Genomic DNA, 24804 nt, shown 5'->3' with positions numbered 1-24804 from the left:
CGCCGTTTCTGCTAGCTGCGGTAGTCGCCGATGAGGCGAACAGCGCCGCCGTTGACACCCTTCGCGCCCTGCTCAAACCCCGTGAAGTCGCGCGTTGACGTCGCAATCGTGCCGGCGGTCCAGGCGGTCAGGCCAGTCTCGCGCAGCTTGGCGAGCACCGCGTCAGCGCGGGCTGCCTCGACGACCGCGAACATGCCAATGCCCAGATTCCAGGCCTGCTCGAGGCTCGGGAGCGTGTGCCCACCGAGTTCGGCGAGGTGACGGAAGACGGGCAGCGGGGACCACGAGGCGCGGTCGACCTCGGTCCAGGATCCGGTCGGGAGGACGCGTGCCAGGTTGGCCGCAATGCCGCCGCCGGTGACGTGACTGAGGGCGTGTACCGCGCCGTCGAGCGCCGGGTCTTCGAGGACCTTCAGGAGCGGGCCGGTGTAGAGCATGGTCGGCTCGAGCAGTGCCTCGCCGTACCCCATGCCGAGGTCATCGCTGTGGTCGGTGAAGAGCACGTCGTTCTTGGCGAGGATGTGTCGCACGAGCGAGTAACCGTTCGAGTGCAGCCCGGAGGCGCCCATCGCGATGACGACGTCGCCGTCCCGCACGCGATCCGGTCCGAGCAGACGGTCCGCCTCGACCACGCCCACCGCGGCGCCCGCGACGTCGTACTCATCGACGCCCAACAGGCCGGGATGCTCGGCGGTCTCGCCGCCGACGAGCGCGGTGCCCGTGGCCTCACAGGCGAGGGCAATACCACGCACGATGTCCGCGATGCGCTCGGGCACGAGGCGCCCGCATGCGATGTAGTCGGTCATGAACAGGGGGGCGGCTCCCACCACGATGATGTCGTCGACGACCATGCCGACGAGATCCTGCCCGATGGTGTCGTGCTTGTCGATCGCCTGCGCGATGGCGACCTTCGTGCCGACCCCGTCGGTCGACGTCGCCAGCAACGGCCGGCGGTACTTGGTGAGTGCCGTCGCGTCAAAGAGACCAGCAAACCCACCTACTCCGCCCAGCACTTGCGGGCCATGGGTCCGCGCGATGGCGGACTTCATTAGCTCAACTGCGACATCACCTGCGGCAGTGTCGACTCCAGCTTCGGCATAGATCGATGCGTTCTCGCTCACGTGTCCAGCCTAGCGCGCTCGGAAAGGTGTGCGGTGTGCGAGACTGGATACGCCTTCCCACCGAGGGATCTCCCCCACTCCAAGGAGTCAGCTCAGCGCATGTGCGGCATCGTCGGCGTCGTCTCAACTCAGCCCGTCAATCAGCAAATCTACGACAGCCTGCTGCTCTTGCAGCATCGCGGTCAGGACTCCTCCGGCATCGCCACCGCCGACGGAAGCCAGTTCCATATGGTCAAGGTCAAGGGACAGGTCCGCGAGGCGTACCGCACCCGCGACATGCGCATGCTTGTAGGCAATGTCGGCCTCGGCCACGTGCGCTACACGACCCGCGGCAGCGCGGCCAGCGACGAAGAGGCCCAGCCGTTCTATGTCAACGCGCCCTACGGCATCACGCTCGTCCACAACGGCAACCTGACGAACACGCGTGAGCTCGCCGCTGAGCTGTACAACGTCGATCGCCGTCACCTGAACACCCACTCTGACACCGAGCTGCTGCTCAACGTGCTCGCGAACGAGCTGCAGTCGAGCATCGGCGGGCTCTCGCTCGACGCCGCGCAGGTGTTCGACGCGGTCGCCGGCGTGCACTCGCGCGTCGAGGGCTCGTACTCGGTGATCGCGATGATCGCCGGCCACGGCCTGCTCGCCTTCCGCGACCCTCTCGGGATCCGGCCGCTCGTGCTCGGGCGCCGCCACACCGAGCTGCACCGCGAAGAGTGGATCGTGGCCTCGGAGTCGCTCGTACTCGAGTCCGGCGGCTATGAGATCGTGCGGGACGTCGCTCCCGGCGAGGCGATCCTCATTTCCCCCGGCGGCGAGATGCGCTCACGTCAGTGCGCGACCGCGCCCCGACTCGTGCCCTGCGCATTCGAATACATCTACCTCGCCCGCCCCGACTCGGTGCTCAGCGGAATCGCGGTCTACGACGCGCGCCTGCGCCTCGGCGACGCGCTCGCTGACCAGATCGTCAGCGAGATGTCGATCGATGACGTCGACGTGGTCATGCCGATCCCGGACTCGGCCCGCCCGAGCGCGATGCAGGTCGCGCAAAAGCTCGGCCTGCCGTACCGCGAGGGGTTCTTTAAGAACCACTACGTCGGCCGCACCTTCATCATGCCCGGGCAGGCGGTCCGCAAGCGCAGCGTGCGCCAGAAGCTCAACGCGATGAGCGTCGAGTTCAAGGGAAAGCACGTCTTGCTCGTGGACGACTCGATCGTTCGCGGCACGACGTCGCGGGAGATCATCGAGATGGCGCGCGCCGCGGGCGCCCGTCGGGTGACCTTCGCGTCGGCGGCCCCGCCCGTGCTCTTCCCCCACGTGTACGGCATCAACATGCCGACCCGCACCGAACTGGTGGCGCACGGTCGCACCTACGACGAGATCGCTCGCGAGCTCGGCGCTGACCAGCTAATCTATCAGCGGGTCGAGGACATGAGCCGAGCCATCCTCGCCGGGCAGGATGCGGTGGAGGAACTCGAGATGAGCTGCTTCACGGGCGAGTACCTCGCGGGCGACATCGACGCCGAGTACCTCGCCTGGGTCGAGGACAACCAACGCAGCTAGCGCCGCGAAGGCGAAAAAAACGGGCGCCGCCCCTGGAGTGATTTCCAGGGGCGGCGCCCGTTTAACGAGGCGCTGACGGCTAGGCGCCGGCGGCTTCGTCCTTCTTCGGGGCGGCAGCATCGTTGCTCGCGCCCGCTGCGTCTGCGTTCGTGGAGGTCTCGGTGTTCGAGACTTCCTTCTTCAGGATCCGCATCGACTGCCCGAGGCTCTTGGCGAGACCCGGAAGCTTCGGCGCACCGAAGAGCAACAGGATGATGAAGAGGATGACAACGAGGTGCCATCCGGACAGGTTTCCAAGCATGAGGAGATCGCTCCGATCGTCAGTGTGTGGTCATTATCGCACGTCGGACTGAATCGCGACGGCAGTACCTCGGCGACGCTGTGCGGCGGCCGAGAGAATGAGGGAAAGGATACCCGCGAGGCCCAGCCCGATCGCGGCACCGATCAACAGCATGAAGCCCATGATCTGGGCCATCGAGTAGTCCGCCTCGAGCGCGATCGGGAAGAACACGCTCGCGAGGCTCGCGAGCGCGGCGCCGAGGATGGCCCCACCGATCAGGATCCTGCCGTAGCGCACCGAGCGCTCGATCGTCACCTCGACCTCCTGCTCGGCAACGACGACTGGCTCGTGCGGCAGCTCAGCTTCGACGCCAGCTTCGACGGGATCGACTTCAGGGGTACTCATATCCCCATTCTCGCAGGAATTACTCGGCGCCCGCTGGACGGCGCACGACGGGCAGCAGTCCGGCGAGCGTCGCTCGGGTGCCCGAGGCGACGACGCGCGCGTCGCGCAGGGCGTCGTCCCACGCAAGCGAGCCCGTGGCGAGGGCGATCCAGGTCGCCGCGTCCATCTCCACCACATTCGGTGGGGTGCCGCGGGTGTGCTTCGGGCCGGCGATGCACTGCGTCGCGCCGAAGGGCGGCACGCGCACCTCGAGTGTCCCGCCGGGGGCCCGTTCGGCGAGTTCCTCGAGCAGATACCGGACAGCCATTGCCTGCACCGCCCGGGTAGTTTCGCCCGAAACCGCCTGCGCGAGCGCGGCGCGGCCGTCCAATATCGGGATCCTGCGATTTGCCATGGGGCGAGCCTAGCCCGCGCCCCGGTATCCTGAGGGGGTGAAGATTCTCGTGCTGGGCTCGGGTGCCCGCGAACACGCCATTGTCCGTGCGCTGCTGAGCGAGGAGACCCGCCACGAAGTCGTGTGCGCTCCCGGGAATGCCGGCATCGCCGCCGAGGTCGAAACGGCCGAGCTTGCGATTACTGACCCGTCCGCGGTCGCCGGCTTCGTCGAAGCCACCGGCTTTGATCTCGTGGTGATTGGGCCGGAGGCGCCGCTCGTCGCGGGCGTGGCCGACCCGTTGCGCGCGATGGGCGTTCCCGTGTTCGGCCCCGACGCCGCGGCCGCTCAGCTCGAAGGCTCGAAGGCCTTCGCCAAGCGCATCATGTCCGAGGCCGGCGTGCCGACGGGCCGCGCCGAGCGCGTGGCAACCGTCGAGGCCGCGGCCACCGTGCTCGACAGCTACGGCGCCCCCTACGTCGTCAAGGCCGACGGCCTCGCGGCAGGCAAGGGCGTGCTCGTCACCGAGGACCGCGCGGCGGCTCTCGATCACGTGGCCACCTGGGCCCCCCACGGCGAAGTGCTGATCGAGGAATTCCTGGATGGCCAGGAGGTCTCGCTCTTCTTCTTCGCGGACGGCACCTCAGTGCGTCCGCTCACCCCCGCACAGGACTACAAGCGCATCTTCGACGGCGACGAGGGCCCCAACACCGGCGGCATGGGCGCGTACTCTCCGCTGCCGTGGCTGCCCGAGGGCTTCGTTGAGGAAATCACCGAGACGGTCGCGCTGCCGACGGTGCGCCAGCTCGCGAGCGAGGACACCCCGTTCGTCGGCCTGCTCTACTGCGGCCTCATCGTCACGAAGGACGGCGTCCGCGTCATCGAGTTCAATGCGCGCTTCGGTGACCCCGAGACGCAGGTCGTGCTGCCGCGCCTCGCGTCGCCGCTCAGCGAGGCGCTGCTGGCCTCGGCCAACGGCGCGCTCGACACGCTCGCTCCGCTTGAGTTCTCGGACGAGGTTGCCGTCACGGTCGTACTCGCGAGCGAGGGCTACCCCGGCGAGATCGCGACCGGGCGCGAGCTCACGGGTCTGGCGCAGGCAAACGCGATGCCCGGCGTTCACCTCGTGCACGCCGCGACCGCGCGCGACGCGGACGGCGGTTGGGTCGCAACCGGCGGGCGTGTCCTGTCGGTCGTCGGGCGCGGCGCGAACTTCGCCGAGGCGCGAGCGCGCGCATACGCGGCGATCGAGCTCATCGGGCTTGCGGGTGGCCAGCACCGCACAGATATCGCGGCTCGGGTCGCCTAGCGGTCGCTGTCTGCGCTGACAGCGGCGACGAGGTCGTCGAGCAGCATGTCCCAGCCCTCGGCTGAGGCGCGGACCCGATATGCGGCGTCAGAGAACGCATCGAAGCCGGTCTCGGTGACCGTGACGATGGTCTCGCCGCTGTCCGACAAGAGCGAGATCAACACCGAGGTGGCGGATTCGTCGCCGGCCGCGCTCCAGTGGAAGCCGATCGCGTGCCCGACGATCCACACGTCGACGTCGCCCGCGGCGTCGCGTTCGACGCGGTCCTCGCCCTCACCCTCGGCCCAGTACTCGGCGACACGACCTCCGACGCGGGGCTCGATCTCAAGGTCGGGCCACCAGCTTGCGCGCTGCTCAGGATCCGCAAGCCACGGCCACACGGACTCGCGCGGCGCCTCGAGGTGGCGACGCGCGGTGACAGGACCGACCGGGATCATGCCGCCTCCTTCTCCTTGGCTCCCCACAATAGCGGGCGCCGCGTGGTGACAGAATAAGAGTGTGACGAACTCTTCCACTCTCGATCTCCCCGGCTGGCGCCACACCTACTCGGGCAAGGTCCGCGACCTCTACGTTCCCGAAGACGGGAGCGGGACGCACCTGCTCGTGGTCGCGAGCGATCGCGTCAGCGCCTTCGACCACGTGCTCGAGCCGCCGATTCCCGGCAAGGGCGCGCTCCTCACGGCGCTGTCGCGCTGGTGGTTCGCTCGCCTCGACGTCGCGAACCATCTCGACCCGAGCGGTCCCGCTGCCCCCGCGGCGGTCGCGGACCGCGCGATGGTCACGCGCCACCTCGACATGTTCCCCATCGAGTGCGTCGTACGCGGCGCTCTGACGGGCTCCGGATACAAGGAGTACGTCGCCACCGGCGCGGTGTGCGGCATCGAGCTGCCCGCGGGCTTGTCCGACGGCGACCTGCTGCCCGAGCCGATCTACACCCCGGCCTACAAGGCCCCCATGGGCGAGCATGACGAAAACATCACCTTCGAGCAGAGCGTCAAGCTCGTCGGCCGCGAGTACGCCACCGCGCTCCGCGACGCTTCGTTGGCGATCTTCACGGCGGCGCGCGAGCGAGCTGCCGAGCGCGGGATCATCTTGGCGGACACCAAGTTTGAGTTCGGGGTCGTCCCCGGCTCCACCGAGCTGGTGCTTGCGGACGAGGTCCTCACGAGCGACTCGAGTCGCTACTGGGACGCGGCCGTCTACGCCGGCGGCGCGACGGGTGCCGCCCGGCTCGAGAGCTTTGACAAGCAGATCGTGCGCAACTGGCTCTCGGCGAACTGGGACGGCACCGGCACTCCCCCGGCGCTCCCCGCCGAGGTCGTGGCGCAGACGCAGGATCGCTACCGCGAGCTGCTGACGCGCTTGACGGGCGAATAGATTTCACACACTCTCTAGACACTTGAAGATTCAAGTGTTTTACTAGGGGTACCCAGCGAAAGGCGGACCCCTTGCAGACTCCTGATTCCGAGCGCCGGCTCCCCGATGCCACCGGCATGGGCGCCGTCACCCTCACGGTGCGCGACCTCGACACGATGATCGACTTCTACCACCGTGGCCTCGGCATGCAAGTGCTCCGTCACGAGAAGGGGACCGCGGCGCTCGGTCGGCAGGGCGTCGCGACGATCCTGCTCGACCAGGACGGCAGCCTCGCCATGGCCCCCGCCGGGGCAGCCGGGCTGTACCACACGGCGTTCTTGTTCCCCACGGCCGCCGAGCTCGCCTCGGTCGTCTACGCCGCGGCCCGGCACTCCCCCGGCAAGTTCCAGGGGTCGAGCGACCACCTCGTGTCCGAGGCGTTTTACTTCGGCGACCCCGAGGGCAACGGTGTCGAGCTGTACGTCGATCGCCCGCGTGCCCAGTGGCGGGAGCTGCCGACGGGCGGCGGGGTGCAGATGGGCTCGGCGTTCCTCGACCCAAATCGCTACCTGCAGCAGCACCTGACCGAGCAGGGCGCGGCCGCCGTGGCGGACACCCCCGCGACAGTGGGCCACGTGCATCTCAAGGTCGGCGACATTCCCACCGCGAAGGCGTTCTACGTCGACACCCTGGGCTTTGACGTCACCAACGTGTACGGCTCCCAGGCGCTGTTCGTCTCGGCCGGCGGGTACCACCATCACCTCGGCATGAACACATGGGAATCGAAGGGCGCCACCGACCGCACGCCCGCGCTGGGCCTCGGCGAGGTCCGCATCGAGCTGCCGGGCGACGGCACCCCCGGCGGATCCAGCGAGGCGCTCGCGGCGCTCGACGCACGCCTCGCGGCCGCCGGGATCGCGCGCGAGTTCGACGGCGCGGAGCTCACCGTGCTCGACCCCTGGCGAAACCGGGTGCGGGTACGGGAAATCGACGGCGAAAACGCCTTGTAGACTGGTCCCGGAAGCGCGTCGCGCGCTCTCCCGGCTGATTTAGCCCGAAGCCCGCGAAATACGGAGGCCACCGGTGCCCACGATTGTTGTTGAAGTCATGCCCAAGGCCGAGCTGCTCGACCCGCAGGGCAAGGCCACCTCAGGTGCGCTTGATCGGCTCGGGAAGGGCCAGTTCCACGGCGTGCGCGTCGGAAAGCGCTTCGAGCTGACCGTCGACGGACCCATCACCGACGAGGTGCGTGCCGCCGCCCGCGAGGTTGCCGAACAGGTGCTCTCAAACCAGGTGATCGAGGACGTCGTCGCGATCCACTTCCCCGAGGAAGCGGGCGCGTAATGAAGATTGGCGTCGTCACCTTCCCCGGTTCGCTCGACGACCGTGACGCGCAGCGCGCGATCCGGCTCGCGGGCGCCGAGCCCGTCGCGCTCTGGCACGCCGACCACGACCTGCAGGGCGTCGAGGCGATCGTCCTGCCCGGCGGATTCAGCTACGGCGACTACCTGCGCCCCGGGGCAATCGCCGCGGTCTCGCCCATCATGGCCGAGGTCATCGACGCCGCGAACTCGGGCATGCCTATCCTCGGCATCTGCAATGGTTTCCAGGTGCTCGTCGAGGCGAAGCTGCTTCCCGGCGGCCTGATCCGCAACGCGAACCAGCAGTTCATTCGCCGCGATCAGAAGCTCATCGTCGAGAACGCGGACACCGCGTGGACGCACAAGTTCGCGAAGAACGAAGAGATCGTCATCCCACTCAAGAACGGCGACGGCGGCTATGTCGCGAACGACGAGACGCTCAAGCGGCTCGAGGGCGAAGGCCTCGTCGCGTTCCGCTACGCGGGCGTCAACCCGAATGGCTCACTGAACGACATTGCGGGGCTCACAAACGAGCGCGGCAACGTCGTCGGTCTGATGCCCCACCCCGAGCACGCCGTCGAGCCGGGCTTCGGCCCGAACACGCCCGAGGCCATGCGCTCGGGCCTCGACGGACTGCGCTTCTTTGAGGCGGCAGTCGAGGCGCTCGCGGCCCGCGCCGCGTAGTCACCACGCACACAGAGCGGCCCCGGGATTCGTCCCGGGGCCGCTCTGTTCGTTTAGCCGGCCGAAGCGTCGATCCCGTACGCGAGCAGTCGCAGGGTCGTGCCGTCCGGGCGTTCGATGTCGAACTCGCGCTCCGGCATCCGGGCGAACCCCATCCGTTCGTAGAGCTCGTAGGCCGCCACCATGTCGGTGCTCGTGTTCAGTACGACGCGGGAGTTGCCCCGGATCCTGGCGAGCCGGAGCCCGTGGCGCATGAGGAGCGAGCCGATCCCGCGGCCGCGCGCACGGCCGGCGACCCCCAGCAGGCGCAGGTCCATCTCCCCCGGCCGCGCGACCTCGCTCAGCGTCTCGCCCGGCCGGGGAGTCGTGACCGTGCCAAGCAGCACGCCGGTGGCGCGCTCCGCCGCCACCCAGACCTGATGCTGGGCGACGCGCTCGGCCACGTTCGCGATCTCCGCGAGGTAGCCATCCGGCAGCCCGTCATAGTCGTCGCGGTAGGCGGCCAGCACGAGCTCGCTGACCGCTGAGATCTCCTCGGCCCGGATCTCACGCACGCACACGTCAGCGCGCCCCTGCAGCGGGTAGACGTAGCTGAGCGAGGACCCATAAGACATCTCGTCGAGCCGCGCGTCCAACTCGGGCGTGCGCTCGAAGCCGAGCCGCTCATAGAGCGACGCTGCGGGGTTCTTCACGCCGGTGTCGAGCCGCACCACGGTCGACCCCCAGCTGAGTGCAAGCTCCATGCCGGCGCGGGTGAGGGCCGCGCCGAGGCCCGCTCCCTGGGACTCGGGCGCCACCGAGAGGAGCCGGAGTTCGGCCTCGCCGTCGCCCGCGAGCTTCGCGTAGGCCGATCCGCCGCGCAGCACGGTCACCGCGCCGACCAGCCTGTCCCCGGCGACGGCGACGAGGATCCGGCCCGCGGCGTCCCGGCCCGCGCTGTCCTGCTCCGTGGCGGCCCACACCTCGTCGTGCGCCAGCTCGTCCCGGTAGGGACCCGCCGCGTAGGCCGCGCGGACCAGATCGGTCTCGCGCGCGTACTCGGCCGGGTCGATGGGGCGGATGTGGAACACGGGCGCGGCAGACGGGGTCACCCGCGTAGCTTACTCTCGCGAGCCGCCACTCGATCGCGGGATGGGGGCTGGGCTCAGAGGTCAGGGCCGGGCGGGCACATCAGGGCGCGCGCAGCATCAGTCCTCCGCGGGAAGCGCCTCTGGGAGTTCAGCTGCGGCCCGCGCCGCGGCAGGCAGCGCCTGGGCAATGCGCTCGATTGCGCGGTCATCGTGCGCCGCCGTAACGAACCAGGCCTCGTACGGGCTCGGCGGCAGGTGCACCCCACCGTCGAGCATCGCGTGAAAGAACGCGCGATAGCGCCCAGAGTGCTGCGCGCGGGCCTCGTCGTAGGTGCGAATCGGCCCCGGAGCGAAGAACACGCTGAACAGCGTCCCCGCGCGCTGGATTCGGTGGGCGACGCCGGCCGCACTCAGGGCGTCCGTCACGAGCGCGATCGTGCGCTCCGCCGCCGTGCCGAGCCGCGCATACGCGTCGTCGTCCGCCCCGCGCAGGGTCGCGAGCCCCGCGGCGACCGCCACGGGGTTTCCCGACAGCGTCCCGCCCTGATAGACGGGGCCGAGCGGGGCGAGCAGCTCCATGATGTTCGCCCGGCCGCCGACCGCGGCGAGTGGGAGCCCGCCGCCCACGACCTTGCCGAACGTCACCAGATCGGGAGTGGGGGCCTGTTCGAGGCCCCAATATCCGGCTGGGCCCGCGCGGAACCCGGTCAGCACCTCGTCGCTGATGATGAGTGCCCCGTGGCTGTGGGCGATGGCGGTGATCGCCGCGGTGAAGCCGGGATCCGGCGGCACAACCCCCATATTGCAGGCCGCCGCCTCGGTGATGATCGCGGCGATCCGGTCACCGTGCTGGGCGAACGCCGCCTCGACCGCCGCCGGGTCGTTGTACGGGAGTACGAGCGTCTGGCTAGCGGTCTCGGGGGTCACGCCCGCGGATCCCGGCAGCCCGAAGGTCGCAATCCCCGACCCCGCGGCCGCCAGCAGCCCGTCGGAGTGGCCGTGGTAGTGGCCGGCGAACTTCACGATGAGCGAGCGGCCCGTCGCCGCGCGCGCGAGGCGAATCGCGGTCATCGTGGCCTCGGTGCCCGTCGACACCAGCCGCACGCGCTCGATGTGCGGCACGCGCGCCGTGATCTCCTCGGCGAGCTCGGCCTCGCTCGGGTGGGAGGTGCCAAAGCCCAGGCCGCGCGCCGCCGCCTGCTGCACCGCCTCGATGACCGTGGGGTCCGCATGCCCCAGCAGCGCCGGCCCCCAGGCCGCGACGAGGTCGACGTACTCGCGCCCGTCGGCGTCGGTGACCCACGCGCCCGAGCCACTGACCAGGTAGCGCGGAGTGCCCCCGACCGCGCCGAAGTCGCGCACCGGGGAGTTCACCCCGCCGACGATCACGCGTCGCGCCCGCTCAGCGAGACCCGCGCTGACCGGGGAGGACTGCTCCGCCCCGCTCATCGCTGCCACCCCGCGATCTCGAGCGCGAAGTAGCTCAGGACGGCGTCCGCCCCCGCCCGGCGGATGCAGATCAGTGACTCCTCGATCGCCGCCCGGCGGTCGATCCAGCCGTTCGCGGCGGCGGCCTCGATCATCGCGGCCTCGCCCGAGACCTGGTACGCCCAGACGGGTACCGGGCTCATGGCGGCCACGTCGGCGAGCACGTCGAGGTAACTCTGCGCGGGCTTCACCATCACGATGTCGGCCCCCTCGGAAATGTCGAGCTGCGCCTCGCGCAGGCCCTCGCGGCGGTTGGCGGGATCCTGCTGGTAGCCCCGACGATTGCCCGCCAGCTGCGAGTCGACCGCCTCGCGGAACGGACCGTAGAACGCCGAGGCGTACTTCGCGGCGTACGCCAGGATCGCGGTGTCGGCGTGGCCGGCGCCGTCGAGCGCCTCGCGCACGCGGCGCACTTGGCCGTCCATCATGCCCGAGAGACCGAGCACCTCGGCCCCGGCCCGCGCCTGCGCGACAGCGATGGATGCGTATCGTTCGAGCGTCGCGTCGTTGTCGACCTCGCCGCGCTCGTCGAGCACGCCGCAGTGGCCGTGGTCGGTGAACTCATCCAGGCACAGGTCGGCCTGGACGACCAGGGCGTCGCCCACCTCGGCGCTCACCGCGGCGAGCGCTCGGTTCAGGATCCCGTCGGGCGCGTCCGCCGCGCTCCCGGTGGCGTCGCGCGCCGCGGGCACGCCGAACAGCATGATGCCGCCGAGCCCAGCCTCGGCGGCCTGCGCACTGATCGCTCGCAGCGAGTCGATCGTGTGCTGCACGACCCCGGGCATGGCCGAGATGGGTCGCGGCACGTCGATGCCCTCACGCACGAAGACGGGCAGGATCAGCTCCGCCGGGTGCAGCCGCGTCTCGGCAACAAGCCGGCGAAGCGCCGGGGTGCGCCGGAGCCGCCGGGGCCGAATCGACTGAGCCATCGGGGTCGCCTGGTCTGTGGGGTTCATGAGGACTCTCCTGATAACGGTGAGGGGTCGAGAATCGCGGGACCTTCCGCGTGGGAGGCGGCCGCCTCGTGCCCGGCGAGGAACTCCGAGGACACCGCGTCGAGGAGCCCGTCCGTGGTGGACAGCTCGGCGACCACGTCGGCCCGCAGTCCCTCCGCCAGGAGGGCGGCGGCGGTGGGCCGGCCGATGGCTGCGAGCCGAGTGGTGCTCGGGAGCGGCGTCAGTCTCGCGGAGACCGCGCGTGCGGCGGACCCGCTCGTCACGAGAACGACATCGATGCCGCCACCCGCGATGCGCTCGCGGAGCCCCGGGACCTCAGGGGCCTGCGCGGTCGAATAGGCGCCGACGCGATCCACCTCGTGGCCGGCGGCGCGGAGCGCCCGCTCGAGCCGGGTGTCGGCGAGCTCCGAGACGGGCAACAGGATCCGCGCCGGCCGGTCGCCACTCGAGATCGCGGCGAGGAGTGAGACGGCGAGCCCATCGCCCGAGAAGTCGCGGCCGGGAATCACGTGGATCCGGAACCCGACCAGCTGCATCGCCGCGGCCGTGACCGGGCCGACGACCGCGGTCTTCGCGCCCGGCTGCGCCCGCGCGCCCGCGCGCTGCAACACCGACGCCGTGGTCGCGCTCGTCACCACCATCCAGTCGTACGCACCCGCGTTCCATCGTGCGACGGCGGCGTCGAACGCGGCGGCGTCGCTGGGCGCGACGGTCTCGAGCAGCGGCGCCACGGTGGGGATGCCCCCGCGCTCGGCGACCTTCTCGCGGAGCGCCTCGCCCAGGTCACCCCCGCGCGGGATGAGGATGCGCAGGCCGCGAAGCGGCAGCGGCGGGGAGGGGAGGAACGGGATCATCGTTGGTCCTTCGTGGGGTGTGCGAGTGGGGCGCCCGCGTGTGCGCGCAGCCTGGCTCCGGTGAGCAGGGTCAGCGGGGCCAGTTCGGCCGCGCCGTGTGCGAGCAGCTCGCGGGCGATCGCGATGCCGAGCCCCGTGGCCGCGGCGTCGGCGTCAGCGTCAGGCAAGGGGCCAGGGCGCGAGCTCGGGGTCGAGTCCGCGTGATCATCCGGATCCTGTGCGGAACCGGGCCAGGAGATCGCTTGCTGTGCCTCGCGGCTCTCGCTCCCGTCGGGTCGGTAGACCGCCCCCAAGAGTGTGAGTCGGCCGTCGGCCAGGCGCGCCCAGGCGGCCACCGGCGCCTGGCAACCCGCCTCAAGCTCGGCAAGCATCGAGCGCTCGGCGAGCGCGCAAGCGCGCGCTTCCGGGTCGTCGAGGGCGCGGAGCCCCTGCCCGATCAGCCCGACGAACGCGTCTTCCGAGCGTGCCTCGATCGCGAGCGCGCCCTGCCCCGGAGCGGTCGGCGTACTCGCAAGCGGGAAGTACTCGGTGATCGCGGCGTCACGCCCGATGCGGGTCAGCCCGGCGGCGGCCAACACCACCCCGTCGAGATCCGCGCCCACCCGCGCGAGGCGGGAGTCGACGTTGCCGCGAAGATCGCACACCTCGAGGTCGGGGCGCGAGCGCTTGAGCTGTGCACCCCGACGCGGGGATCCCGTGCCGACGCGCGCGCCGGGCGGGAGCTCGCCGAGGGCGAGTCCGTCGCGGCCGCAGAAGGCGTCGCGCGGGTCGACCCTGGGCGGGATTGCGCCGAGAATGATGCCGGGGCAGTCCCCCGTGGGCAGATCCTTGAGCGAGTGCACCGCAAGGTCGCACCTGCCCGCGATCAGGGCGTCGCGCAGCGCGCTCACGAACACGCCGGTTCCCCCGAGCTGCGCAAGCGGCGCGGGCGAGGTGTCGCCCTGCGTGGTGATGATGACGAGCGCGACCTCCACCCCCGTTGCCTGGGCGATCAGCCGGGCGACGCCCGTGGTCTGGGTGACCGCGAGCAGGCTGCCGCGGGTGCCGATCCTGATGAGTCCCTCGCGGGCCGCGAGCGGGTCTCGGGTGACCGTGATCTCGTTCACGAATGCGCCTCAGTGGGCTGCGCGGTCGCCACCGCGCGGCCGTCGCGAGCCTGCACCTGCGCCATCCGCTCCGGGGTGTCGCAGCAGCCCTCGCCGCAGACGTCGAACCAGGGCCCGAGCGTCGTACGTGACGGACGGTCAGCGACCGGCACCCCGTCCCGGCGCTCGAACATGAGGTCGATGAGCCCGCGCACGTACGTCGGGTCGACCCCTGGTGTCGGCACCCGGATGGCCGCGAGGCCGAGGCGCGCGCAGGTGTCCAGCGCCTCGGTGTCGAGATCCCAGAGCACCTCCATGTGGTCGCTGACGAAGCCGACGGGCACGATCACGACGGCCTTGACGCCCTGTGCTGGCAGCTCCTCGATCGCGTCGTTAATGTCGGGCTCGAGCCACGGCTGGCTGGGCGGTCCGCTACGCGACTGGTACACGAGGTCCCAGGTCACCCCGGGGCACGCCGCCTCGGCGATGTCCGCGCTCGCGGCGAGGTGCTGCGCCTCGTAGGCGCCGCGCCCGTCAAGGGCAGCGAGGTCGGGGCCAAACTCCCCCGAGTACGAGCTCGGCACCGAGTGCGTGGCGAAGAGCACGCGCACGTCGCGCTGCGGATCGAGGCCTGGCGTGCGCGCGCACAGCTCGTCGATCGCGCGGCGGGTGGCGGAAATCCAGGGGTCCAGGAAGCCGGGGTGGTCGAAGTACGGTCGCACCTTGTCGGCTACGATGGTGTGCCCCAGCTGAGCGAGCGCCGAATCGATGTTCTCCTGGTACTGCTTGCACCCCGAGTACGAGGCGAACGCGCTTGTCGGCAGCACGAGCACGCGCCGGTGGCCGTTCTCGGAAGCCGTGCGCAGGACGTCAGGGAAGTACGGGTCCCAGTTGCGGTTTCCCCACAGCACCGGGAGGTCGCTCCCGCGCGCGCGCAGCTCGGCCTCGAGCGCGGCCCGCAGCTCGCGATTCTGCTCGTTGATCGGGCTGATCCCACCAAAGTGACGGTAGTGGTGCGCGACTTCCTCGAGGCGTTCGTCCGGGATCCCGCGGCCCCGCGTCACGTTGCGCAGATACGGAATGACATCGTCCTGCCCCTCGGGCCCGCCGAAGCCGAAGAGCACGAGTGCGTCGTACTCGGCGGGCTCGGTCGCGAACTGGGCGCGGCTCATCGCAGCACCTGGGCGACCTGCGCGACCGAGATGCGACGCCCGGTATAGAAGGGGGTCTCTTCCCGCATGTGGCGCCGCGCGTCGGTGGCGCGGAGGGCACGCATCAGGTCGACCAGCTCGGTGAGCTCGTCCGCCTCGAGGGGCAACAGCCACTCGTAGTCGCCGAGCGCGAAAGACGCGACCGTGTTCGCGACGACGCCGCGGAACTGGGCGCCCAACTGGCCGTGTTCGGCGAGCATGCGGCCGCGTTCGGCTTCGGGCAACAGGTACCACTCGGTGTCGCGCACGAATGGGTACAGCACCAGCCAGTCGCGCGGCTCGACCCCGCGCAGGAAACCGGGCACGTGCGCCCGGTTGAACTCGGCGTCGCGGTGCACCCCCAGCGCGTTCCAGGTCGGCAAAAGCGGAGCGAGGAGCTCGGTGCGGCGCAGCTCGCGAAGCGCCGCCTGCAGCACCTCGGCGGTATCGCCGTGCAGCCACACCATCAGGTCGGCGTCGGCGCGCAGCCCAGAAACGTCGTACCAGCCGCGGATAGTGACGCCGCTGGCAGCGACCCGATCGGACGCACACCCGAGCTCGTCGATCGCCGATGCCATCGGTGCTGCAGGCGTTTCTGTCCGTCCAGGGGCGCGGCGGAACACCGCCCAGAGGGTGAAGCCGGCGGCGGCCGGCTCTGCGGCTTCGACCGAGTGGTGAGTGTTCATGGTGATGATTCCTTTCAGGGGCTGCGCTGGAAAGTGCTGCTCAAAGCGACAAAATTGCGGTCGGTGTGGTTCGCTCGGGCGGATCTCGTTCGTCGATCAGGTCGGCGGCTCACGTCGGTGACTCTTACTCAGGGCCGAGATCACGGTGCGGGCCGCAGCTCTCGCGTGCGGCACCACACTTGCGAGCCCGGTTCCCGCGTAGGCCTCGCCGGTGACGACGACGCCGGGCGCGGGTGCCGACGCCGACGACCGCGGCGGGATCACCCAGCGCGCGCGGGCGTGCGCCTGCACGTTGTCAGGATCGAGCCGAATCCCAAACACCTCCGAGGCGTCACTCAGCGCAAGCTCCGCAGCCTCGGCGCCGCTCAGCGCCTCGGTCGCCGGTGTGCCACCTCGCGAACCGTACGAGAGGCGAAGCACGTGCGTTCCGGGCTCCACGGCTTGGTCGAGCCATGCCCACTTGGCATTCATATGGGTGAGCGCCTTCGCTCGGATGCGGGGGTGCCCAGCACGAATGAGCGCGCCGGTGCCGCGCGGGGCGGACAAGAGTCGAGGTTCCGTGACAACAACGACCACGGTTTCCACGGCGGTTCCGACCGCGTTCGACTGGCACGGGGTCGCCTGCGCCGAAGGGTGCTCCGCATTCGTGTCCGAATTCGCGAGCAACTGCTCGCTGACGCTCGGCGGGACCGCCAGCACGACCGACTGGGCAGAGCACTCGCCTCCGGCCCAACGCACCGCCCAGCCCTTCCCGTCGCGGTCGAGCGACAGGTCTCGCACCCCCGTGTGAACGGCCGCGCCTTCGGCGCGAAGCTCTCGCACGAGGCGTGCAATCAAGACGCTCATGCCGCCCGCGAGGCTCTGCACTGCGCCGCCGGCTGCGCTCCGCGACGCACGAGCTAATCGAGCGGAGCGCAGCAGCGAGCCCGTACGCGCGTACTCCCGTTCAAGCTCGGGGTGAGCGTCCAGCCTCAGGGCGTCCGGCGAAGCCGAGTGCACCCCCTCAGTCACGGGTGCGATGAGCTTTTCGAGCACATCCTGGCCGAGGCGCTCGCGAGCAATCTCGGCCAAGGACGCCGTGGCGGGGAGTAAGGAACGGGGCCGCCACGGCTCGAGCGCGAGGCCCCATGCCCCGCGCAGCCCGAGCACCCTTCTGGTGTCCGCGGCGAACGGGTGCACAGGGATCCCGAGTGCGCCTGCCGCTGGCATGCGATAGCTCGCTCCGCTCGCCACTGTCCACGCGGGGCGCCGTCTCGGCGTCACGATGGAGGCGGCAAGGCCAAGCTCGCCCAGCAGCGCAGCGACTGCTCCCCCACGGGTCGCGAACGATTCTGCTCCGAGCTCAATGGGCAGCCCCGCGAGTGAGATCGCATGCATGCGTCCCCCCACCCAGTCAGATCGCTCGAGAACGCGCACCCGATATCCCAGGCGCGCGATGTCCCACGCAGCTACGAGTCCGGCGATGCCGGCGCCGATGACAACGACCTCGGTGTCGAGGTCAGCATTCGCCTCGGTGCGCAGGTCGCTAGCGCACACCGTGCACTCGTTCGACGATCCGCGCGAGTCGATCGGGGTCGGTCTCGGGCGGCACACCGTGGCCGAGGTTCACGATGTGCGCGGGGGCGGCGGCCCCGCGGGCGAGCACGTCGTCGACGTGGGCGTCGAGCACCGCCTCGGGAGCAGCCAGGTACGCGGGGTCGATGTTGCCCTGGAGCGGGAATCGGCCGCCGAGCGCGTCGTTGGCTTCGTCCAGCGGCGTCCGCCAGTCCACGCCGATGGCCTGACCACCAGCCTCCGCAAGCGAGGGAAGCAGATGTCCGGAGCCCACCGCAAAGTGGATGGTCGGGATCGGCAGCGGAGCCGCCGCATACCCCTCGGCCTGCGGGTCGCGGTACGAGATCGCCCGGACGGGGGCCAGCGTCTTCCGCGACGCCGCGGCGACGTGGGCCTCGTAGTCTGCGACCGAGAGCCCGCCCGCCCACGAGTCGAAGAGTTGGACGGCGCTCGCCCCGGCCCGCACCTGGGCCTCGAGGAACGTGCCACTCAGTTCGGCGGCCCAATCGAGCAGCGCCGCCCAGGTCTCGGGGTCGCTGTGCATGAGGGTGCGGGCGCGCAGCTGGTCCTTCGACGGCCCGCCCTCCACGAGGTACGCCGCCAGGGTGAACGGCGCCCCGGCAAACCCGATCAGCGGCGTCTCGTCCAGCTCGGCGACGGTCAGCTCCACTGCCTTCCGAATCGGGTCGAGGGCGCCTCTCAGGCGATCGGCGGGGTGCTCGCGGCGCAGCTTCGCGACGTCCGCCGCGGTGCGGACCGGCTCGGCAAAGACGGGGCCGCGGCCCGGCTCGAGCCGGACGTCAACCCCGGCGAGCGACAGCGGAATGATGATGTCGCTGAAGAAGACCGCGGCGTCGACGCCGTGGCGACGCACCGGCTGCAGGGTAATCTCGGCGGCAAGATCGGGGGTGAGGCAGCACTCGATCATGTCCCGGCCGCTGCGGAGCGCGCGGTACTCGGGCAGCGATCGGCCCGCCTGCCTCATGAACCAGACGGGGGTGCGCGATGCGCGCTCACCGTGGATCGCCCGCACAAGCGGAGCGCCGGAAGTGTGGCCGCTGACGAGCGGGTGGGAGTCGTTTAGCTCATTCATCAGATGAATGCTAGCTTATTCATCTGATGAACTTTTCCACCGCACACATGGATCTCTCAGGAGCGAACCCCGCGTCAGAACTCGGGCTCTCGTGCCTGTCGTTCGACCACCACAGCGCCAACTTCGCGCTGCTCGAACGCATCGAGCGCCACACTGTCGCGCTCACGAGCGCGCTCGGCACGGTGCACGCCGACGCCCCCGGAGGGGCAGTCGTACTCGCGACCTGCAACCGTTTCGAGGCCTACTTCGACCAGGCACCCGGCGCCCCCGAGCGGGCGCTGCATGAGGTCGCCGCGCTCTCCGGCATTTCTGTCGCAGAGCTCGCTTCAGCGGCGAGGATGCTCCGCGGAATAGACGTCGCCCATCACCTCTTCTCCGTCACCAGCGGGCTCGAGTCCATGGTGGTCGGCGAGGGTGAGATCTCGGGCCAGGTGCGTCGCGCACTCAGCAATGCCCGGCGCGCCGGGGCGACGACACCGACCCTCGAGCAGCTGTTCCAGCGCGCGGCAGGTGTATCGAAGGACGTCAAGCGCCGCACCCGCGTGCAGACTCGCGGGCGTTCCCTCGTGCGCCTCGCCCTGTTCCTGGCCGAGAGCCGCGTGGGCGACTGGGGCGGCACCCGGATCCTGCTCATCGGCACCGGGGCGTACGCCGCCGCCACGCTCGCCGCCCTGCGCGATCGCGGGGCGGCCCACATCGCCGTCCACTCCCCCTCCGGCCGGGCCGAGACCTTCGCCGCGGCGCGCGGCGTGCGGGCCATCTCCCCTGAGGATCTGGAGTCGGAGCTCGCGGCCGCCGATATCGTCATCGCGTGCAGCACCGCGCAGGATCCGCTAATCGACGTCCCCCTCATCGAGCGCACGGTGACGCCCACGGCCCGCCCCTACTGCACCGCCCTCATCGGCCGAGCCCCCGGGGGCAGCGCCACCCCGTTCAGCGTCACCACTCCGCCGCGGCCGCGACTCTTCATCGACCTCGGCATGCCCCGCAACATCGCACCCGACGCCGCGCACATCTCGGGCATCGAGCTGCTGGATCTGGACATCGTCGCCCGCCACGCCGGGGTCGAAGAGCTCAGCGCCGAGGCCGAGGCGCGCAAGATCGCGAGCGATGCGGCCCAGGAGTTCGCGGCGGCGCAGGCCGAGCGCGACACCGTCCCGACGGTGCGGGCGCTGCACGAACACGTGCACGCCGTCCTCGCGGACGAGCTCGCCCGGCTGCGCGGCAACCCCGCGGCCTCCGAGCTCCTCGAGCCAGCCCTCCGGCACTTCGCCGGCCGCCTGCTGCACCAGCCCACCCTCCGCATCCGCGAGCTCGGACGGGCGGGCAATGCCGACGCCGCCGATGCCGCAGTGCGCGCGCTGTTCCCGGTGTCGGATCCAGACCAGCACGCGGCCTGACCAGCACACCACCGGGCGTGTGCTCTGCCGCGGGCGGGCACACCCTCGCGGCTCAGCGCATCGCGACACCCTCGCGCCAGTACCCCATGAAGGCGACCTGGTGACGGCTCACGCCGAGGTCGCGCACCAGGTGTCGCCGCAGCCGCGTCACGACGCTGCTCTCCCCGGCGATCCAGTAGTAACGCTCCCCGCGTTCCCGTGCCGCGTCGAGCGGTTCGCCGAGCCCCGAGAAGCTCGGCGTCTCCCAGAGCAGCTCGTCGCCCGCGGGCTCGCCCGCGCCGGTCAGCCCCTCGACGCTCGACCCCACGCCGCGCTGCCCGGAACCTTCGAGCGCCGCGGCGCTCGTGCCGAGGCTCGCGAGCACGCTCGGGACCAGGGCGGATCCTGGCGCCTCTGAGAATCGCGACAGCCAGCGCAACTCGACCCCGCGCGGCGCCCGGATATCGAGCCGTTCGCCGTCCCCGGGCATCTCGATGAAGGCGTCGCCGACGAGGTCGCGCGGGGCGTCCTCGAGGATGCGCGCAATCGCCGGGGCCGCCGTCTCGTCGCCCGCGAGCAGTACACGCGGCGCCGCCCCCGGGTCGAATTCGATCCCGCCGCCGTCGAGGCGACCTCGCCGCGGGCCCACGAGCAGCACCTCGTCGCCGGCGCGCGCGCCGCTCGCCCAGAGCGCCGCGGGGCCGCTCGTTCCCGGCGCCAGGTGCAACACAAAGTCAACAACCACCTCGGTGCCCGTCGCATCCACGCGCACGTCGCGGATCGAGTAGGTCCGCATGGCCCCGCGCGCCTCCTCCGGTAGCTCCAGCCACTCCGGGTACCAGGTGTCGGGCGCGAGATCCGGCAGATCGCCCGCGTGCGGCGGGAAGATCACCTTGATGCGCTGGTCGAAGGTACGCCCCGGGGTGCCGAACCATTCCAGCTCGGGCCCGCGGAACGCGACGCGTGCGAAGGTCGGGCAGGGGCGCTCGACCCATGCGACGCGCGCCCGCGCGATGACCGTGGGTGATTCAGACATGGTGCCTCCCCAGGGGCACCACGATGGGCGCCCCGCTGACCGGATCCGGAATAATTTCGCTCTGCAGCCCGATGACCTCGCGCACATACTCACGCGTCACGACTGTTCGGGGCTCCCCCACCGAATGGATGCGCCCCTCCACCACCGCCACCAAACGCTCGGCGTAGCGCGCCGCAAGGTTCAGGTCGTGCAGCACCATCACGACGGTGGTGCCGCGGGCGCGGTTGATATCGGTCAGCAGGTCGAGTACCTCGATCTGGTGCGCGATGTCCAGGTAGGTGGTGGGTTCGTCCAACAGCAGGATGCGCGGATCCTGCGCGAGCGCCATCGCGATCCACGCGCGTTGCCGCTGCCCTCCGGACAGCTCATCAACGGGGCGGTCCGCGAACTCGTGCATCCCGGTCAGCGCGAGCGCCTCGCCGACCGCGGTCGCGTCGGCCGCGCTCCAGCGCCGCATCAGGCTCAGGTGCGGGTGCCTGCCGCGGCGCACGAGGTCCCGCACGCTCACGCCCTCGGGCACGAGCGGGCTCTGCGGGAGCAGCCCGATCACGCGGGCCACGGCCTTCGCCGGGCGGGTGTGCAGCGCCTCGCCATCGAGCAGCACCGACCCGCCCGCGGGCGAGACGACTCGGGCGAGCGCGCGCAGGAGCGTCGACTTGCCGCAGCCGTTCGCGCCGATGATGGCGCTGATCTTTCCTGGCTCGACCGCGTACTCAAGGCCCTGCAGGATGGGCAGATCGCCGTATGACACCGTGAGGTTCCGGGCAGAAAGCGTGTGACTGTGCGTCATCGTTGTCCTCTTCGTTTCCCGGCACCTACGAGCAGAGCAATGAGTACCGGTGCGCCGATGGCGCCCGTAATGACGCCCACCGGGTAGCGGTGGGCGAAGGCGAGCTGGCCGACGAGATCGGCCCACAGCACGAGGGCCGATCCGACGAGCGCGGAACTCACGAGCGGCGCCGTACCTCCGCCGTGCAGCCGCGCGGCCACCGGCCCCGCGAGGAACGCGACGAACGCGATCGGCCCGGCGGCGGCCGTTCCGGCGGCGAGCAGCACGACGGCGAGCAGCATGAGCGCCCACCGGGTCGCGGCGGGGCGCACCCCGAGCCCCATCGCAGCATCGTCCCCGAGGCGCAGGACGGCGAGCGAGCGCGTGCCAAGCAGCAACATCGGGACCACCACCAGGCAGGTCAGCGCGAGCGGAAGGATTTGCTCCCACGCCGCGCCGTTCAGACTCCCGGCGAGCCACTGCATGGCACCCTGCAGGTCCCAGGTCGACGCCCGCGATAGCACGAGTGTCAACAGGCTCTTCAGGATCGCGGCGGCGCCGATGCCCACCAGGATCATCCGCGCGGTGGCCGACCCCGGGCCCGCGGCCAGCAGCGCGATCGCGGCGGCGGTGGCGCACGCGCCGATGAGCGCGAGCAGCGACACCACCGTGCCACTCGCGCCGAGCACGACGATGCCGAACGCGGCGGCCGCACTCGCCCCGGCGCTGATACCGATGATGTCGGGCGACGCGAGCGGGTTGCGCAGGAGCGACTGGAACACGGCACCGGACATGCCGAAGGCGGCGCCGGTGAGCACCCCCAGTACGGCTCTCGGCAGACGCAGCTCGAGCACGGTGAAGGTTGCCCCGCCGTTCCCCGAGAGCGCCTGGATCACCTCTGGGATCGGCACCACGGTCGTGCCGAGCACGAGGGTCGCGGCGAACCCGGCGAGGCACACGAGCACCAGGATGACCAGTACTTTCGCGCTGCGTGCGCGCCTCGCGGAGATGACCGTCGGGGCGTACTGAGCGATGCTCATCGCACGCGCCCCGGGCGCCGGCGCACGATCCAGATGAGCACGGGCGCGCCAATGATGGCCGTGATGATGCCGGCCTCGATCTCGCTCGGCGGCAGCATGACCCGGCCCAGTACGTCCGCCCCGACGAGGAGGGCGGCGCCCACGAGCGCCGAGAGCGGCACGAGCACCCGGTGGTCGGGGCCGACCACGAGGCGGCACAGGTGCGGCACAATGAGCCCGACGAAGCCGATCGGCCCGGCGACCGCCGTCGCGGTGCCCGCGAGCACGATCGCGCCCGCGGTGATCGCGAAGCGCGCCCCGCCCAGGCGCTCGCCCAGGCCGGCGGCGAGCTCATCACCCAGCGCGAGCGCGTTCATCGCCCGCGTCGACGCGAACGCCGCGAGCACGCCCAGCACGATCACGGGCAGGATCCAGCCGACGGTGCCCCACCGAGCGCCGCCGACCCCGCCGACCTGCCAGAACCGAAACGCCTCCATCGCGTCCGGCCGCGGCAGGATCAGAGCGCTCGTGACCGACACGCACATCGCGGAAATCGCCGCCCCGGCCAGCACGATCTTGAGTGGCGAGGCGCCGCCGACGCCGACGGTGGAGAGCGCGTACAACAGGCCGGCCGCGGCGGCGGCACCGATGATCGCGGCCACCGTGGTCGCGGCGGGCCCGCGGGCGCCGATCACCGTGATGGTGATGACGACGGCGAGTGCCGCACCGCTCGTGATCCCCAGGATGCCGGGGTCGGCCAGGGGGTTGCGCGTCACCGCCTGCAGGCCGACGCCCGCGGTGGCGAGCGCCGCCCCCACGAGCATGGCGAGGGCGGTGCGGGGCAGGCGCTGCGCGATCGCGGCTTCTCCGATCGTGTCGGTCTGCCCGAGGAGCGCGCCGCCCAGGTCAGCGAGGCCCACCCCGCGCGCGCCGATCAGCACCGAGGCGACGACCGCGGCCGCAAGCACCAACAGCGCGAGCGCGAACCCCAGCGTGGGCAGCGCGAGCGAGCGGGCCGTCCCCGGCCGGGCCTCACTCGTGCGCGCCGCCAGCTGGATCGTCGCCACTAGATCGCTGCGGCGAGCGCGTCGAAGTAGCGGTCAATCCCCCACTGGATCGACAGCGGCGACGGGTTTGCCGACGCGGCGAGCGGGGTGGATTCCGCGAGCACCACGACCCGGCCGGCGGCCACCGCGGGAATCTGGGACATGAGGGGGTCCGCCTGCAGCTGCTCCACGAGATTACCCTCGGGGTCTCCGTAGGTCACCAGCACGTCCACGTCCGCCAGCCGGTCCGCCTGCTCGGCGCTGATCTCGGCGTAGAAGGCGTCGGTCTGCTGACTCTCCGCGACTACGGCGTCGGGCAGCGGAAGTCCGAGGTCCGCGAGGAACCCGGGGCGCGTATCGTGCGAGGTGTAGAAGCCAATCTGGCTGAGGTTCGCGGGGTCGATGTACGAGAACAGGAACTTGGTGTCCTGCATCTTGGGGTGTGCGGCAAGGGCCGTCTGGACCGCGCCGTCGAGCGACCCGATGAGTTCGTCGCCCTCGTCGGCAAGGCCGAGAGCCGCCGCGTTCAGCTCGATCATTTGCTGCACCGTGGTGCCCCAGGCAACCTCGGGATAGGCGACGACCGGGGCGATCTTCGACAGGGTGGCGTACTCCTCCTCAGTGAGTCCCGAGTACGCGGCGAGGATGACGTCGGGGTCGGTGGCCGCGACGGCCTCGAAGTCGATTCCGTCGGTCTCGTCGAACAGCACCGGCGTCTGTGCGCCGAGCTCGTCGAGCTGGTCTTCGACCCAGGGCAGCACGCCGTCTCCGTCGTCGTCGCCCCAGGTCGCCTTGCTCATGCCCACCGGCACCACGCCGAGCGCGAGCGGCACCTCGTGGTTCGCCCAGGCGACGGTGGCGACGCGTTCGGGTCGCTCGGGGACGATCGTGGTGCCGAAGGCGTGCTCAATGGTTACCGGGAACTCCCCGGACGCAGTCTCGCTTGCAGCGTCGCCGACACTGCCGCCCCCGCCCGATGAGCAGGCGGCAAGAGGGATCGCCAGCAGGGCAACCCCGGCGAGAGTAAGGAGACGTGAGACGCGCATGGGCGTTCCCTTCAATCGTTCGAGCGGACTCGAGCATTCATCAGATGTTGGTAAGGCGAGCCTAAGTTAGCATTCATCTGATGA

Annotated in this window: 26 protein-coding genes; 7 read left to right on the top strand and 19 right to left on the bottom strand. The window is 70.8% G+C overall.

The window, feature by feature from the left end:
• Positions 1 to 11 precede the first annotated feature (11 nt).
• Complete coding sequence (purM, locus tag JW030_RS02405) at positions 12 to 1121, bottom strand: phosphoribosylformylglycinamidine cyclo-ligase (protein WP_188046406.1); 1110 nt, start codon at positions 1119 to 1121, stop codon at positions 12 to 14.
• Between the two features lie 99 nt (positions 1122 to 1220).
• On the opposite strand from purM, the gene purF reads away from it, so the two are divergent.
• The gene (gene purF / locus JW030_RS02400; RefSeq protein WP_188046405.1) at positions 1221 to 2681 is read left to right on the top strand and encodes an amidophosphoribosyltransferase; all 1461 of its coding nucleotides are present in this window, start codon (positions 1221 to 1223) and stop codon (positions 2679 to 2681) included.
• A gap of 79 nt (positions 2682 to 2760) precedes the next feature.
• On the opposite strand, the gene tatA is transcribed toward purF, so the two are convergent.
• Genes tatA through JW030_RS02385 form a run of 3 tightly spaced genes read right to left on the bottom strand, consistent with a single transcriptional unit; the run spans position 2761 to position 3760 of the window.
• Positions 2761 to 2982, bottom strand: coding sequence for a twin-arginine translocase TatA/TatE family subunit (gene tatA / locus JW030_RS02395; protein WP_206348616.1), 222 nt, complete (start codon positions 2980 to 2982; stop codon positions 2761 to 2763).
• 33 nt (positions 2983 to 3015) lie between these two features.
• Complete coding sequence (locus JW030_RS02390; protein ID WP_188046404.1) at positions 3016 to 3366, bottom strand: hypothetical protein; 351 nt, start codon at positions 3364 to 3366, stop codon at positions 3016 to 3018.
• Positions 3367 to 3385: 19 nt separating this feature from the next.
• On the bottom strand, positions 3386 to 3760 hold the full coding sequence (locus JW030_RS02385; RefSeq protein WP_188046403.1) for a sterol carrier family protein: 375 nt from the start codon (positions 3758 to 3760) through the stop codon (positions 3386 to 3388).
• Between the two features lie 37 nt (positions 3761 to 3797).
• Between JW030_RS02385 and purD the strand changes: the two genes are divergently transcribed.
• Positions 3798 to 5048, top strand: coding sequence for a phosphoribosylamine--glycine ligase (gene purD / locus JW030_RS02380; RefSeq protein ID WP_188046402.1), 1251 nt, complete (start codon positions 3798 to 3800; stop codon positions 5046 to 5048).
• Here the strand turns inward: purD and JW030_RS02375 are convergent.
• Entirely contained in the window at positions 5045 to 5485 is a 441-nt protein-coding gene (locus JW030_RS02375) for an SRPBCC domain-containing protein (protein ID WP_188046401.1), read from the bottom strand. The two genes, purD and JW030_RS02375, sit on opposite strands and share 4 nt — an antisense overlap.
• Before the next feature lie 61 nt (positions 5486 to 5546).
• Between JW030_RS02375 and JW030_RS02370 the strand changes: the two genes are divergently transcribed.
• The 4 genes from JW030_RS02370 to purQ all read left to right on the top strand — a co-directional run bounded on the left by JW030_RS02370 (position 5547) and on the right by purQ (position 8449).
• The gene (locus tag JW030_RS02370) at positions 5547 to 6425 is read left to right on the top strand and encodes a phosphoribosylaminoimidazolesuccinocarboxamide synthase (protein ID WP_188046400.1); all 879 of its coding nucleotides are present in this window, start codon (positions 5547 to 5549) and stop codon (positions 6423 to 6425) included.
• Between the two features lie 116 nt (positions 6426 to 6541).
• Positions 6542 to 7414, top strand: coding sequence for a VOC family protein (locus JW030_RS02365; protein WP_188046428.1), 873 nt, complete (start codon positions 6542 to 6544; stop codon positions 7412 to 7414).
• 73 nt (positions 7415 to 7487) lie between these two features.
• Positions 7488 to 7748 (top strand): phosphoribosylformylglycinamidine synthase subunit PurS, encoded by a 261-nt coding sequence (gene purS, locus JW030_RS02360; RefSeq protein ID WP_188046399.1) that lies wholly within the window; start codon positions 7488 to 7490, stop codon positions 7746 to 7748.
• Complete coding sequence (gene purQ / locus JW030_RS02355) at positions 7748 to 8449, top strand: phosphoribosylformylglycinamidine synthase subunit PurQ (protein ID WP_188046398.1); 702 nt, start codon at positions 7748 to 7750, stop codon at positions 8447 to 8449. The genes purS and purQ overlap by 1 nt, the downstream gene beginning before the upstream one ends.
• Before the next feature lie 53 nt (positions 8450 to 8502).
• Here purQ and JW030_RS02350 read toward each other — a convergent pair whose 3' ends face one another.
• The 9 genes from JW030_RS02350 to hemE form a co-directional block, all read right to left on the bottom strand.
• Positions 8503 to 9540 carry a GNAT family N-acetyltransferase gene (locus tag JW030_RS02350; protein ID WP_188046397.1) on the bottom strand — a complete coding sequence of 346 codons (1038 nt, stop codon included), beginning with the start codon at positions 9538 to 9540 and terminating at the stop codon, positions 8503 to 8505.
• 96 nt (positions 9541 to 9636) lie between these two features.
• Positions 9637 to 10968 carry a glutamate-1-semialdehyde 2,1-aminomutase gene (locus JW030_RS02345; protein WP_188046396.1) on the bottom strand — a complete coding sequence of 444 codons (1332 nt, stop codon included), beginning with the start codon at positions 10966 to 10968 and terminating at the stop codon, positions 9637 to 9639.
• Positions 10965 to 11963, bottom strand: a complete 999-nt coding sequence (gene hemB, locus JW030_RS02340; RefSeq protein WP_241095514.1) for a porphobilinogen synthase — start codon at positions 11961 to 11963, stop codon at positions 10965 to 10967. The genes JW030_RS02345 and hemB overlap by 4 nt, the downstream gene beginning before the upstream one ends.
• Positions 11960 to 12817 carry a uroporphyrinogen-III synthase gene (locus JW030_RS02335; RefSeq protein WP_188046395.1) on the bottom strand — a complete coding sequence of 286 codons (858 nt, stop codon included), beginning with the start codon at positions 12815 to 12817 and terminating at the stop codon, positions 11960 to 11962. Before JW030_RS02335 ends, hemB begins: the two co-directional genes overlap by 4 nt.
• Positions 12814 to 13914: a hydroxymethylbilane synthase gene (hemC, locus tag JW030_RS02330; RefSeq protein WP_370567041.1), complete on the bottom strand. Its 1101-nt coding sequence runs from the start codon at positions 13912 to 13914 to the stop codon at positions 12814 to 12816. The genes JW030_RS02335 and hemC overlap by 4 nt, the downstream gene beginning before the upstream one ends.
• Before the next feature lie 5 nt (positions 13915 to 13919).
• Positions 13920 to 15074: a ferrochelatase gene (locus JW030_RS02325; RefSeq protein ID WP_188046393.1), complete on the bottom strand. Its 1155-nt coding sequence runs from the start codon at positions 15072 to 15074 to the stop codon at positions 13920 to 13922.
• Complete coding sequence (hemQ, locus tag JW030_RS02320; RefSeq protein WP_188046392.1) at positions 15071 to 15778, bottom strand: hydrogen peroxide-dependent heme synthase; 708 nt, start codon at positions 15776 to 15778, stop codon at positions 15071 to 15073. Before hemQ ends, JW030_RS02325 begins: the two co-directional genes overlap by 4 nt.
• Before the next feature lie 96 nt (positions 15779 to 15874).
• Positions 15875 to 17314 (bottom strand): NAD(P)/FAD-dependent oxidoreductase, encoded by a 1440-nt coding sequence (locus tag JW030_RS02315; RefSeq protein WP_188046391.1) that lies wholly within the window; start codon positions 17312 to 17314, stop codon positions 15875 to 15877.
• Entirely contained in the window at positions 17304 to 18425 is a 1122-nt protein-coding gene (gene hemE / locus JW030_RS02310) for a uroporphyrinogen decarboxylase (protein WP_188046390.1), read from the bottom strand. Before hemE ends, JW030_RS02315 begins: the two co-directional genes overlap by 11 nt.
• Before the next feature lie 47 nt (positions 18426 to 18472).
• Between hemE and JW030_RS02305 the strand changes: the two genes are divergently transcribed.
• Positions 18473 to 19825, top strand: coding sequence for a glutamyl-tRNA reductase (locus JW030_RS02305; protein ID WP_241095513.1), 1353 nt, complete (start codon positions 18473 to 18475; stop codon positions 19823 to 19825).
• Between the two features lie 52 nt (positions 19826 to 19877).
• Here the strand turns inward: JW030_RS02305 and JW030_RS02300 are convergent, their stop codons facing one another.
• The 5 genes from JW030_RS02300 to JW030_RS02280 are packed head-to-tail and all read right to left on the bottom strand — an operon-like array spanning position 19878 to position 24720.
• The gene (locus tag JW030_RS02300; RefSeq protein WP_188046388.1) at positions 19878 to 20840 is read right to left on the bottom strand and encodes a siderophore-interacting protein; all 963 of its coding nucleotides are present in this window, start codon (positions 20838 to 20840) and stop codon (positions 19878 to 19880) included.
• Complete coding sequence (locus JW030_RS02295; RefSeq protein ID WP_188046387.1) at positions 20833 to 21630, bottom strand: ABC transporter ATP-binding protein; 798 nt, start codon at positions 21628 to 21630, stop codon at positions 20833 to 20835. Before JW030_RS02295 ends, JW030_RS02300 begins: the two co-directional genes overlap by 8 nt.
• Positions 21627 to 22649 (bottom strand): iron chelate uptake ABC transporter family permease subunit, encoded by a 1023-nt coding sequence (locus JW030_RS02290; protein WP_188046386.1) that lies wholly within the window; start codon positions 22647 to 22649, stop codon positions 21627 to 21629. The genes JW030_RS02295 and JW030_RS02290 overlap by 4 nt, the downstream gene beginning before the upstream one ends.
• Positions 22646 to 23695: an iron ABC transporter permease gene (locus tag JW030_RS02285; protein WP_241095512.1), complete on the bottom strand. Its 1050-nt coding sequence runs from the start codon at positions 23693 to 23695 to the stop codon at positions 22646 to 22648. The genes JW030_RS02290 and JW030_RS02285 overlap by 4 nt, the downstream gene beginning before the upstream one ends.
• The gene (locus JW030_RS02280; RefSeq protein ID WP_188046385.1) at positions 23695 to 24720 is read right to left on the bottom strand and encodes an iron-siderophore ABC transporter substrate-binding protein; all 1026 of its coding nucleotides are present in this window, start codon (positions 24718 to 24720) and stop codon (positions 23695 to 23697) included. Before JW030_RS02280 ends, JW030_RS02285 begins: the two co-directional genes overlap by 1 nt.
• Positions 24721 to 24804: the final 84 nt, after the last annotated feature.

It is taken from the genome of Leucobacter sp. CX169 (assembly GCF_017161405.1).
Classification (GTDB): domain Bacteria; phylum Actinomycetota; class Actinomycetes; order Actinomycetales; family Microbacteriaceae; genus Cx-87.
Note: the sequence above shows the minus strand (reverse complement) of the source record. Positions and strands in the feature narration are given on the sequence as shown.